The organism is Eubacterium sp. SB2 (assembly GCF_001244405.1).
Classification (GTDB): Bacteria; Bacillota; Clostridia; order Lachnospirales; family Lachnospiraceae; genus Faecalicatena; species Faecalicatena contortus_B.
On the sequence record NZ_LN865150.1, the window covers coordinates 334,369 to 345,969 of the forward strand.

Annotated in this window: 12 protein-coding genes; all 12 read left to right on the plus strand. The window is 48.9% G+C overall.

Features of this window, described 5'->3' with window-relative positions:
• Positions 1 to 39: 39 nt before the first annotated feature.
• A complete protein-coding gene (locus tag BN1938_RS04755; RefSeq protein WP_044926270.1) occupies positions 40 to 531 on the plus strand; it encodes an Lrp/AsnC family transcriptional regulator in 492 nt (163 codons plus the stop codon).
• Positions 531 to 1,700 (plus strand): aminotransferase class I/II-fold pyridoxal phosphate-dependent enzyme, encoded by a 1,170-nt coding sequence (locus BN1938_RS04760; RefSeq protein WP_050639497.1) that lies wholly within the window; start codon positions 531 to 533, stop codon positions 1,698 to 1,700. Before BN1938_RS04755 ends, BN1938_RS04760 begins: the two co-directional genes overlap by 1 nt.
• A gap of 5 nt (positions 1,701 to 1,705) precedes the next feature.
• Positions 1,706 to 2,203: a tRNA (cytidine(34)-2'-O)-methyltransferase gene (locus BN1938_RS04765; RefSeq protein WP_050639498.1), complete on the plus strand. Its 498-nt coding sequence runs from the start codon at positions 1,706 to 1,708 to the stop codon at positions 2,201 to 2,203.
• A gap of 497 nt (positions 2,204 to 2,700) precedes the next feature.
• Positions 2,701 to 3,012 carry an ATP synthase subunit B family protein gene (locus BN1938_RS04770; protein ID WP_050639499.1) on the plus strand — a complete coding sequence of 104 codons (312 nt, stop codon included), beginning with the start codon at positions 2,701 to 2,703 and terminating at the stop codon, positions 3,010 to 3,012.
• Positions 3,013 to 3,040: 28 nt separating this feature from the next.
• On the plus strand, positions 3,041 to 5,059 hold the full coding sequence (locus tag BN1938_RS04775) for a V-type ATP synthase subunit I (protein ID WP_050639500.1): 2,019 nt from the start codon (positions 3,041 to 3,043) through the stop codon (positions 5,057 to 5,059).
• Positions 5,056 to 5,532 carry a V-type ATP synthase subunit K gene (locus tag BN1938_RS04780; protein ID WP_025654414.1) on the plus strand — a complete coding sequence of 159 codons (477 nt, stop codon included), beginning with the start codon at positions 5,056 to 5,058 and terminating at the stop codon, positions 5,530 to 5,532. Before BN1938_RS04775 ends, BN1938_RS04780 begins: the two co-directional genes overlap by 4 nt.
• A gap of 51 nt (positions 5,533 to 5,583) precedes the next feature.
• The gene (locus BN1938_RS04785; protein WP_050639501.1) at positions 5,584 to 6,177 is read left to right on the plus strand and encodes a V-type ATP synthase subunit E; all 594 of its coding nucleotides are present in this window, start codon (positions 5,584 to 5,586) and stop codon (positions 6,175 to 6,177) included.
• Between the two features lie 121 nt (positions 6,178 to 6,298).
• Positions 6,299 to 7,270, plus strand: coding sequence for a V0D/AC39 family V-type ATPase subunit (locus BN1938_RS04790; protein WP_050639502.1), 972 nt, complete (start codon positions 6,299 to 6,301; stop codon positions 7,268 to 7,270).
• Entirely contained in the window at positions 7,263 to 7,583 is a 321-nt protein-coding gene (locus tag BN1938_RS04795) for a V-type ATP synthase subunit F (RefSeq protein WP_025654417.1), read from the plus strand. The genes BN1938_RS04790 and BN1938_RS04795 overlap by 8 nt, the downstream gene beginning before the upstream one ends.
• A gap of 9 nt (positions 7,584 to 7,592) precedes the next feature.
• Complete coding sequence (locus BN1938_RS04800) at positions 7,593 to 9,359, plus strand: V-type ATP synthase subunit A (RefSeq protein WP_050639503.1); 1,767 nt, start codon at positions 7,593 to 7,595, stop codon at positions 9,357 to 9,359.
• Positions 9,359 to 10,732, plus strand: a complete 1,374-nt coding sequence (locus BN1938_RS04805; RefSeq protein WP_050639504.1) for a V-type ATP synthase subunit B — start codon at positions 9,359 to 9,361, stop codon at positions 10,730 to 10,732. The genes BN1938_RS04800 and BN1938_RS04805 overlap by 1 nt, the downstream gene beginning before the upstream one ends.
• Before the next feature lie 43 nt (positions 10,733 to 10,775).
• Complete coding sequence (locus BN1938_RS04810; RefSeq protein ID WP_050639505.1) at positions 10,776 to 11,447, plus strand: V-type ATP synthase subunit D; 672 nt, start codon at positions 10,776 to 10,778, stop codon at positions 11,445 to 11,447.
• Positions 11,448 to 11,601 lie beyond the last annotated feature (154 nt).

Below are 11,601 nucleotides of genomic sequence, written 5' to 3' on the forward strand. Positions count from 1 at the left end.
ATCTAAGATTCACAATGGCAGAATGAAGGAGGAGTAGAAATGGATAACCTGAGAAATGAAATTTTAAGATATCTGGAGACGAACAGCAGGGTCAATCTGGCGGAACTTGGAGTTCTGGTGGGAGTGGATGAGACGACAGTGGCAAATGAGATTGCCGATATGGAAAAAGAAAAGATTATCTGCGGATACCATACGCTGATCGATTGGGATAAGGCTGGTGTGGAGTCTGTGACAGCCCTGATTGAGGTGCGTGTGACACCGCAGCGCAACCAGGGATTTGACCGGATTGCAGAGAGGATCTACAATTATCCGGAAGTACATGCGGTATACCTGATATCCGGAGGATATGACCTGCTCGTGACACTGGAGGGAAAAACACTGAAAGAAGTATCCCGCTTTGTTTCTGAGAAGCTTTCCCCCATCGATGCTGTGATTAGTACTGCAACATATTTCATATTAAAAAAATACAAAGACCATGGAACGGTTCTGGTACCGAAGAAAGAATCAGAAAGGATGCTGGTGACGCCGTAATGAGAAATCCATTATCTAAAAAAATAATCGAAATCGAACCGTCCGGCATCCGCAAGTTCTTTGACGTGGCAAATGAGATGAAAGATGCGATTTCACTGGGTGTGGGGGAACCGGACTTTGACACTCCCTGGCGGATACGTGAGGAGGGCATCTTTTCCCTGGAAAGGGGCCGCACCTTCTATACATCCAATGCCGGACTGCAGGAATTAAGGGATGAGATCTGCAATTATCTGGAACGAAAGATTCATGTCAGATATGATTCCAGACATGAGACACTGGTTACCGTGGGCGGCAGCGAGGCCATTGATGTGGGCCTGCGCTGTATGCTGGATCCCGGAGATGAAGTTCTGATTCCACAGCCCAGCTATGTATCCTATCTGCCATGTACCGTCATGGCAGACGGCAAACCGGTTGTCATACCGCTGCAGTATGAAAATGAATTTAAGCTGACGGTTGAGGACCTGGAGAAGTATATTTCTTCTAGGACGAAGGTGCTGATTATGCCTTTCCCTAATAATCCGACAGGATCCATTATGACAAAAGAGGATCTGGAGCCGGTGGCAGAGTTTGTAAAAGAACATGATCTATATGTTATCTCAGATGAGATTTATTCAGAACTGACCTACAAGACTGAGCACGTATCCATCGCCAGCCTTCCGGGAATGCGGGAGAGGACCATAGTGATCAACGGCTTTTCCAAGGGATTCGCTATGACTGGGTGGCGCCTTGGCTATTGCTGCGGTCCGGAGACAATTATCGAACAGATGGTGAAACTGCACCAGTTCGCCATCATGTGCGCGCCTACAAACAGCCAATATGCGGCGATTGAGGGCCTGAGAAACTGCGACGATGAGGTGGAAGAAATGCGCAAATCCTATAATCAGAGAAGGCGTTTTCTGATGCACGAATTCGCGCGCATGGGCCTGGAATGCTTTGAACCGTTCGGTGCATTTTATGTATTCCCAAGCATCCTGGAGTTTAATATGACATCTGAGGAGTTTGCAACCCGCCTGTTAGAAGAGGAGAAGGTGGCTGTTGTTCCCGGAACCGCATTTGGAACATGCGGAGAGGGCTTTCTGCGTATCTCCTACGCATATTCCCTGGATGACCTGAAGGTAGCGCTGGGGCGTTTGGGCAGATTTATTCAGCGCCTCAGAAACGAGAGGTAAATGCAATGCTGAATATTGTACTGCTGGAGCCGGAGATCCCGGCAAACACCGGGAACATCGGGAGAACCTGCGTAGCCACGAATACGCGCCTGCATCTGATTGAGCCTCTGGGGTTTAAGCTGAACGAGAAAGCGTTAAAGCGTGCGGGGATGGACTACTGGGCTGACCTGGATGTAACCACCTATATTGATTTTAAAGATTTTCAGGAGAAAAATCCGGGTGTCAGGTTATACATGGCTACTACAAAGGCGCCGAAAGTATACACAGAGGTTCACTATGAACCGGACTGCTATATTATGTTTGGAAAGGAAAGCGCCGGTATTCCGGAAGAGATCCTGGTGGAACACCAGGAGGACTGTGTGAGAATCCCTATGGACGGTGATATCCGTTCCCTGAACCTGGGTAATTCCGTGGCGGTTATCTTATATGAGGCTTTGCGTCAGAATGGATTCTCCGGTATGAATCTCGAGGGGCATCTGCACCATCTGCACTGGCGGGAATGACAAAACGGAGCAGAGGTGTTATGAATGACGGAGCAAGACGCGCGTCCCGCCGCAGGCATGTTAAGACATACTTGTTATTTAGAAAAATTGTGAATAGAAAGAACCAGAAAAAGGGTAAATAAATCTGTATTTCTGGTTCTTTTTCTTTTGGAGAGCTCCATTTGTTAACCCGGAAACATCCTATTCCAGAAGATATGGGGAAAAGGCGGAATTTGGATCAAAAACACTTTTTCCAAAATTGTTTTTATTTTCAGTGAATAACAAAAAAAGCGGTTGAGAAAACCAGGTTTTGTATATAATAAGATTAGTTGATTTTGGGGTTCTATTTATGTTTAAGGGTAAAACAGAGGTATATCGAAACAAATAACACAATTTTTACAAATAAAAGTCAATATATTATTGTTTACCATAAAAAAATTGTGTGATATTCTATAACAGTTCAGGCAGGCCTGCGCATTTACTGCGCAGACCGTACGCAGAAAGGCGGTGACCAATTTATGGTAGAAGAAACCATTCAAGTGATCAGGGAAACGGAAGCAAAAGCCGGGGCTATTGTGAAAGAAGCCGATGCAAAGTGCAGAAAAATACTGGATGATGCATCGAAAGAGGCTGATATGCTGAAGGCCGATCAGGCAGAAGAGATTCGCAGACAGGCAGAATCCATGATGGAAGCTGCGAAAGAACAAGGTGCACAATCTCTGAAAGAAGCAGCGTCTGCTGTGGAAAAAGAAATCAGTGCACTTAAGGAGCTGGCTTCTGAGAAGGAAGAACAGGCAGTTAGCCTCGTAATATCACAACTGGTTTCATAAAAAAGCAGGATGAAGGAGGTAATACATTATGGCGGTATTGCAGATGCAGCGAATGAGTATCTGCGCATTGAAGAAAGACCGGAAGGCAATCCTGGAAAAATTGCAGCACATGGGAGTGATGGAGATTAACCACATTTTGGAGGAGGACGAAGACTTCCGCAAAATGAACACGGCGAATGCCAGAAGCGGTTTCGAAAAGGCTGCGGCATCGGCGGACCAGGCGCTGCACCTACTGCATCAGTATGCTCCCGTGAAGCAGTCCCTTCTGTCGTCATTGGAGGGAAAAGACCTGGTAGATAAAGAAAAGTACCGGTCGGTGATTGAGAACAGGGATGATCTGCAGAGAACGGCCAGAAGAATTCAGGCGTTGGATAAGGAACGGGCGGAACACAGAGCCAATATCCTTAAAATTGAAAATAGTATCGAAAGCCTGATGCCCTGGCTGCCACTTAATGTACCCGTGGCCTTCGGGGGGACAGAACATATTGTGATGCTGCCGGGAACACTGCCCGGACAGTTAACGCTGGAACAGGTATATGCAGCGCTGGCGGAACGTGCGCCGGAACTGGAGACGGATATCCATATCATCTCCACGGAGCAGGACACCATATATCTGGCCGTATTCTGCCTGCGCAGAGATGCGGCGGCAGCAGAAGAAGCGCTTAGAAGCATGGGATTCGCAAGACCGTCCCAGGTCACGGATCAGGTTCCCGCAGACGCAAAGGCAGATATGGAGAAGGAGATTTCCGAAATTGAGTCCAGGGTCGCTGAGATTGAGAAGGAAATCACCAGCCTGGCGATTCACCGTGAAGGACTGAAACTTCTGGCAGATTATTACCGTATCCGTGCAGATAAGTATGAGGTGCTCGGTCAGCTGCCGCAGTCGGAGCGGACCTTCCTGATCAGCGGGTATGTGCCGAAAAAGGAAGCAGTCCGGGTTAAGAAGGCATTAGACGGCAAATATGACTGTGTCGTGGATCTGGAGGAACTAAAGGAAGAGGAAGAAGCGCCTGTACTCCTGCAGAACAGCAGGTTTTCATCCAGCGCAGAGGGGATACTGGAGGCGTTCGGCCTGCCGGGCAGGGGAGAAGTAGACCCCACCTCAATTATGTCATTTTTCTATGTGTTTCTGTTTGGTCTGATGCTTTCAGATGCGGCATACGGGGCGATCGTTTCTATTGTATGCGGGATATTAATTATAAAGTTTCCAAGAATGGGCAGAAGCATGAAGACATCCATTCAGCTGTTTTTCTGGTGTGGGATATCCACCCTGTTCTGGGGCATCATGTTTGGCGGCTATTTCGGGGACGTGGTGAATGTCATATCAAGGACATTTTTCGGGCACGAGGTCGGGATACCGGCGGTGTGGTTCGTTCCTCTGGATGAACCAATGAAGCTCTTGATCTACTCTATGCTGTTTGGAGTGATCCATCTTTTTACCGGGCTGGGCATCAAGGGCTATCTATGCCTGAGGGATAAAAGATACATGGACTTCTTCTGTGACGTAGTCCTCTGGTATATGCTTTTAATGGGGCTTTTGATCATGTTGATTCCAAGTAACATTTTTGCATCCATTGCCCAGACAACCATCGTATTCCCGCCGGCGGTGAATGCGCTCGGTAAATGGCTGGCAATCATAGGTGCAGTCGGCATTGTACTGATGTCAGGACGTGCGAATAAGAACTTCGGGATCCGTCTGGCGCTGGGGGCATACGACCTCTACAATGTCAGCGGGTGGCTCAGCGATGTGCTTTCTTATTCAAGGCTTCTTGCACTTGGCCTGGCTACCGGTGTGATCGCGTCCGTTGTAAACCAGATGGGAAGTATGGGCGGCAAGAGCGTGCTTGGAGTAATCGTGTTTATTGCTGCCTTTATCGTGGGGCATACATTTAATATAGCGATTAATCTTTTGGGCGCATATGTGCACACAAACCGACTGCAGTATGTAGAGTTTTTCGGTAAGTTCTATGAGGGCGGCGGACGTGCATTTCACCCTTTTAAAGAAAATACAAAATATGCAGATATTAAGGAGGAAACAAATTTATGAGTCAGTTAGGTATTGTTTATGCGCTTCTTGGCGCGGCAGTTGCGGTATTTCTTTCAGGAGCAGGTTCAGCACTGGGAGTCGGGATAGCAGGACAGGCTGCATCCGGAGTTGTATCGGAGGATCCGAGTAAGTTTGCAAAGGTATTGATTCTTCAGCTGCTGCCCGGTACACAGGGACTGTATGGATTGATTATCGGTTTCGTAACACTTTCAAAGATCGGCCTTCTGGGCGGCGGCGCGGCAGAGATCTCTGTTACGACCGGGCTTCTGATTCTGGCAGCCTGCCTTCCAATCGGTATCGTAGGTTTAATTTCCGGAAGATCCCAGGGAAAAACTGCGGCGGCATCTATCGGCATCATTGCAAAAAAACCGGATCAGTTCGGTAAAGCAATGCTTTTCCCTGCAATGGTTGAGACATATGCAATTCTGGCACTTCTGATCTCTTTCTTGGCAGTAACTGCAATTCAGGTATAATTGGGAATGTATCACAAAGACGCAAGTAGTATGAAGAAGGAGAGCTTATAAATGAGCGGATTAGACAAAATGAAAAGTCAGATCCTGGATGAGGCGGCCCATACAGCGGAAGAGAAAATCGCCGAGGCTGAGGCAAAGGCAGAGAAAATATTAAAGGATGCCCGCGCAGAGGCGGCATTGCAGGCCGGGAAAATCTCCGACAAGGCTCAGGCGGATGCGGAGCATTACGCACAGCGTATCGCTTCCTCCTGCGAGATGCAGCGGAGGCAGGCGATTCTGCGCGCGAAGCAGGAAGTGATAGCAGATGTGCTCGACAAGGCATATGACAGGTTATTGAATCTGGATACAGAAGCATATTTTGAAATGATCCGGAAGATGCTGGAAGAATATGTCCTGCCGGAAGACGGCGTCATCTGCTTTTCGGCAGAAGATCTGGCGAGAATGCCCGCTGGATTTGAAGAGGTGATTCAGAAAACTGCTGCCGGTAAGGGCGGCGCCTTAAGCCTGTCCAGGGATGCAAAAGAGATGAGTGGCGGTTTCATCCTGGTATATGGAGGGATCGAAGAAAACTGTACCATTCGGGCTTTATTCGAAGCAAAGAGGGATGAATTATCCGATAAAGTGCATGGATTATTATTCGGATAGGTTGAAAGGAAACATCCGTGTTACTAAGGCTCGAAAGAACCGAGCCCAAGTCAACAGGATGTACTTTACAACTAAGGTTTGAAAGTACCAAACCTAAGTTGTATAAGCAGGAGGGTTTATTTTGAATGATTTAGAGTATACTTACGCGGTTGCGCGTATACGGGCTTTGGAGTCCTCCCTGTTTTCAGGTACTGAAATTGAGCGGCTGCTGGCTTGTTCGGATGAAGAGCAGTGCCTGCAGCTTCTGAGTGAAAAAGGCTGGGGAGACGCAACAGGTTCTATGGACGCTTCTGCCATGCTGAAACGGGAAGAAGAGAAGACCTGGGAAGTGATTCGCGATGTTGCTCCCGATCTGTCAGTGTTTGATGTCCTTTCTTATTCCAAGCTGTACCATAATCTGAAGGCTGCAATTAAAGAAGTGTGCACGGAAGTGGAGAATAAGAATATTTTTTATGACGACTGTTCCATCCCGGGGCCGGAGATGCTTCAGATTGTGAGAAATAAGGAATTCCACAGACTTCCGGGGACTATGGGGGAGACGGCGGCAGAGGCCTATGATACGCTTCTTCATACGAGAGATGGGCAACTGTGCGATATCATCGTCGACAGGGCGGCCCTGGAAGCCATTTATGAGGCGGGGCAGAAGGCGGAAGATGAGATTATCAAAAACTATGCCGAGTCTACCGTGGCAATTGCGGATATTAAGATCGCCGTCCGTTCGCAGAAGACGGGCAAATCTTTGGAGTTTATGAAGCGCGCGATGGCGCCCTGCAGCAGCGTAAATGTAGAGCAGTTATCGAAAGCCGCGGTGTCCGGGCTTGATGCGGTCAGAGACTATCTTCTGGGTACTTCCTACGCGGAGGGTGCGGCGGCGCTGGAGGAATCCCCTTCGGCATTCGAACGGTGGTGCGATAACCGCATGATGGAAACAATCCGGCCGCAGAAATACAATTCTTTTTCTGTAGGCCCGCTGGTAGCCTATGTGCTGGCAAGGGAAAATGAAATAAAAACTGTTCGGATTATCCTGACCGGGAAGCAGAATGATTTTCCGGATGAGGCGATCAGGGAAAGGATCAGGGAGATGTATGTATAAGATAGCAGTGATTGGCGACTACGACAGCATATACGGCTTCGCAACACTGGGCCTTAGCATCTGCCCCGTCCGGAGCAAAGAAGAAGCGGAAGCTAAGATAAGACAGTTTGCAAGCGGTAAATATGGAATTATCTATATTACTGAGGCTGTGGCAGCAGAATTAAAGGATGTAATCGAAGAGTATAAAGAACGGACACTGCCTGCGATTATTCAGATACCGGGGGTATCCGGTAATACTGGCGCAGGTGTGGAAGGTGTAAAGAAAACCGTGGAACAGGCAGTCGGATCAGACATCCTGTTTTCGCAGGGGTAGGAGGTTCGAATGAGTACAGGAGTAATTAAAAAAGTGGCAGGACCTCTGGTTATTGCAGAGGGTATGCGTGACGCGAATATGTTTGACGTCGTTCGTGTCAGTAATCAAAGACTGATTGGAGAGATCATAGAGATACATGGAGATGAGGCTTCTATACAGGTTTATGAGGAAACTTCAGGACTGGGGCCCGGAGAACCGGTACAGTCTATGGGAGTTCCCATGTCTGTGGAATTAGGACCCGGCCTGATCAGCAGTATCTATGACGGAATCCAGAGGCCGCTTGATGATATCATGAAGATTTCCGGAAACAATCTGAAACGCGGAGTGGAAGTATCATCTTTGAAAAGAGATTTGAAATGGGAATTTGTCCCTACAGTGGCTGCAGGGGATGACGTAGAGCCCGGGGATATCATCGGTACGGTACAGGAAACGATCGTTGTTCAGCAGAAAATCATGGTGCCTTATGGCATAAAAGGAAAAATAAAAGAAATCAAAGCCGGTGAGTTTACGGTGGAAGAGACAGTTGCGGTTGTTGAGACTGCGGACGGTGATAAGAATCTGACCCTGATGCAGAGGTGGCCGGTTCGAAGAGGGCGGCCTTATCAGAAAAAACTGCCGCCTGAGATGCCGCTTGTTACAGGGCAGCGTGTTGTAGATACTTTCTTTCCCATCGCAAAAGGCGGTGTGGCAGCGGTTCCGGGCCCATTTGGAAGCGGTAAGACAGTTATACAGCATCAGCTTGCAAAATGGGCGGAAGCAGATATCGTTGTTTATATCGGATGCGGCGAGCGCGGCAATGAGATGACGGACGTTCTGAACGAGTTTCCGGAACTGAAGGATCCCAAGACGGGGCAGTCACTGATGGAGCGGACGGTGCTGATAGCAAATACATCCGATATGCCTGTGGCAGCCCGTGAAGCCTCTATATACACAGGAATCACAATCGCAGAATACTTCAGGGATATGGGATTCTCAGTAGCCTTAATGGCAGACTCAACATCCCGCTGGGCGGAGGCTCTTCGGGAAATGTCCGGGCGCTTGGAAGAGATGCCTGGCGAGGAGGGCTACCCCGCATATCTGGGCAGCCGTCTTGCACAGTTCTATGAACGGGCCGGCCATGTGATCTGCCTTGGAAAAGACGGCAGGGAAGGAGCGCTGTCCGCGATCGGAGCGGTATCCCCTCCCGGCGGCGATATTTCCGAGCCGGTGTCACAGGCAACTCTTCGTATCGTGAAAGTATTCTGGGGACTGGACTCTGCGCTTGCGTATAAGAGACATTTCCCTGCGATCAACTGGCTGAACAGTTATTCGCTGTATCTGGATGATATGGAAAAATGGTTCAACGCCAAAGTTGCACCTGACTGGATGGAAAACCGCCAGAAGATGATGTCACTTCTTCAGGAAGAGGCAGAGCTGGAAGAGATTGTGAAGATGGTTGGTATGGACGCCCTGTCCCCGAGTGACCGCCTCAAGATGGAAGCCGCACGTTCTATCCGGGAAGATTTCCTGCATCAGAACTCCTTCCATGAGGTGGATACTTACACCTCACTCAAAAAGCAGCATATGATGATGAAACTGGTTATGGCTTTCTATGAACAGGCCGTAGCGGCGCTTGCAGAAGGCGCTTCGCTGCAGAAGCTGATTCGTATGCCGGTCCGCGAGCAGATCGGCCGTTTCAAGTATACACAAGAGGATCAGCTGGACAGTGCATACGAGGAAGTGAAGAAAGAGCTGCATATGGAAATTGCCAACACAATCGGGAAGGAGGACTTCTAATGCCAAAAGAGTATAGAACCATACAGGAGGTAGCCGGTCCTCTGATGTTAGTGCGCGGCGTGGAAAATGTCACCTACGATGAACTGGGAGAGATCGAGCTTGCAGACGGCGAAACAAGGCGCTGCAAGGTGCTGGAGATTAACGGAAACGACGCTCTGGTACAGTTATTTGAAAGTGCAACAGGTATTAACCTGTCAAACAGTAAAGTCCGTTTTCTGGGACGGAGCATGGAACTTGGAGTTTCTGAGGATATGCTGGGGCGTGTATTCGACGGCCTGGGCCGTCCGATCGATGAGGGGCCGGAGATTCTTCCGGATGCACGCATGGATATTAACGGCCTGCCTATGAACCCGGCTGCCAGAAACTATCCGGAGGAGTTTATCCAGACGGGTGTTTCTGCCATTGACGGTCTGAACACCCTGGTAAGGGGGCAGAAGCTGCCTATATTCTCTGCTTCCGGCCTGCCCCATGCCCAGCTTGCCGCGCAGATTGCAAGACAGGCAAAGGTACTGGGGACGAACGAGAATTTTGCCGTTGTATTTGCCGCAATGGGTATCACGTTTGAAGAGTCCAACTTTTTTATAGAAAGCTTTAAAGCAACAGGAGCGATTGACAGGACCGTTTTGTTTGTCAATCTGGCAAATGACCCCGCGATCGAGCGTATTGCGACCCCGCGTATGGCACTGACAGCGGCGGAATACCTTGCTTTCGAAAAGGATATGCACGTGCTTGTTATCCTGACCGATATCACAAACTACGCGGATGCCCTGCGTGAGGTTTCCGCCGCCCGTAAAGAGGTTCCGGGGCGCCGCGGATATCCGGGATATATGTATACGGACCTGGCATCGCTGTATGAGAGAGCCGGTCGGCAGAATGGCAAAAAGGGAAGTATCACAATGATCCCGATCCTGACCATGCCGGAAGATGATAAGACACACCCGATTCCTGACCTGACGGGGTATATTACGGAGGGCCAGATCATCTTGAGCCGTGATCTGTATAGAAAAGGTGTTACGCCTCCTATCGACGTACTGCCGTCCCTGTCGCGTCTGAAGGATAAGGGAATCGGCGAAGGCAAGACGCGCGCCGACCATTCCAATACGATGAACCAGCTGTTTGCGGCTTATGCACGAGGCAAGGACGCCAAAGAGCTGATGGTGATTCTCGGTGAAGCCGCCCTGACTGACGTTGATTTGATCTATGCAAAGTTTGCAGATGCATTTGAACATGAATATGTATCCCAGGGATACCAGACAGACCGAAGCATTGAAGAGACGTTGAATATCGGATGGAAATTACTCTCCATGCTGCCAAGAGCAGAACTGAAACGTATAGACGACAAGTTCTTAGACCTGTACTACGGGAAAGAATAAGGAAAACGCAGCAGGCGGCATAGAAAAAGAGAGGTGATTACATTTGGCATCAACACAGGTTAACCCAACCCGTATGGAACTGACCCGATTGAAGAAAAAAAGACTGACTGCCATCCGCGGCCACAAGCTTTTGAAAGACAAACGGGATGAGCTGATGCGCCAGTATCTGGATCTGGTGCGGGAGAACATGGAGGTTCGTTTGAGAGTGGAAGCCGGAATCCTTTCTGCCAACAAAAACTTTGTTATAGCCAAAGCAGGGATGTCCGAGGCAGCGCTGAATACAGCACTCATGGCGCCAAAACAGGAAATCAATCTGGTTCCGAAGGAAAAGAATGTCATGAGTGTAGATATACCGACCTTTGATTACAAGACAAGGACAGCAGATGAGAATGATATCTATTCCTATGGTTTTGCCTTTACATCCAGTGATCTGGATGGGGCCGTTAAGTCGCTGGCAGATATACTGCCCGATATGATACGGCTTGCAGAGTGCGAAAAAGCGTGCCAGCTCATGGCGGCAGAGATCGAGAAGACAAGAAGGCGCGTAAACGCGCTGGAACACGTCATCATACCAGAGGCAGAAAAGAACATCAAGTATATTACAATGAAATTGGATGAAAATGAGAGAAGCACCCAGATTCGTCTGATGAAGGTGAAAGATATGATGTTGGAAGAGGCACATCATTATAATAAAAAGCAGGAATACATGAAATAAATCGGGAGTTAGTGACGCGCTTTAGTCGCGGCACGGATGGGGACGCTCCATGAAGGGATCGCCGAAAGCCTCCCGGAGAACATCCATGTCCTTTCAAAAACGCGGCCGCGGACCTAAGAAATTCTAGGCGGGAAACAGCCCTGAAAATGGAGCA

What these genes read in the sequence shown, in the direction of transcription:
- BN1938_RS04755 (WP_044926270.1), top strand. Translation starts at nt 40, where the DNA reads ATGGATAACCTGAGAAATGAAATTTTAAGATATCTGGAGACGAACAGC.
- BN1938_RS04760 (WP_050639497.1), top strand. Translation starts at nt 531, where the DNA reads ATGAGAAATCCATTATCTAAAAAAATAATCGAAATCGAACCGTCCGGC.
- BN1938_RS04765 (WP_050639498.1), top strand. Translation starts at nt 1,706, where the DNA reads ATGCTGAATATTGTACTGCTGGAGCCGGAGATCCCGGCAAACACCGGG.
- BN1938_RS04770 (WP_050639499.1), top strand. Translation starts at nt 2,701, where the DNA reads ATGGTAGAAGAAACCATTCAAGTGATCAGGGAAACGGAAGCAAAAGCC.
- BN1938_RS04775 (WP_050639500.1), top strand. Translation starts at nt 3,041, where the DNA reads ATGGCGGTATTGCAGATGCAGCGAATGAGTATCTGCGCATTGAAGAAA.
- BN1938_RS04780 (WP_025654414.1), top strand. Translation starts at nt 5,056, where the DNA reads ATGAGTCAGTTAGGTATTGTTTATGCGCTTCTTGGCGCGGCAGTTGCG.
- BN1938_RS04785 (WP_050639501.1), top strand. Translation starts at nt 5,584, where the DNA reads ATGAGCGGATTAGACAAAATGAAAAGTCAGATCCTGGATGAGGCGGCC.
- BN1938_RS04795 (WP_025654417.1), top strand. Translation starts at nt 7,263, where the DNA reads ATGTATAAGATAGCAGTGATTGGCGACTACGACAGCATATACGGCTTC.
- BN1938_RS04800 (WP_050639503.1), top strand. Translation starts at nt 7,593, where the DNA reads ATGAGTACAGGAGTAATTAAAAAAGTGGCAGGACCTCTGGTTATTGCA.
- BN1938_RS04805 (WP_050639504.1), top strand. Translation starts at nt 9,359, where the DNA reads ATGCCAAAAGAGTATAGAACCATACAGGAGGTAGCCGGTCCTCTGATG.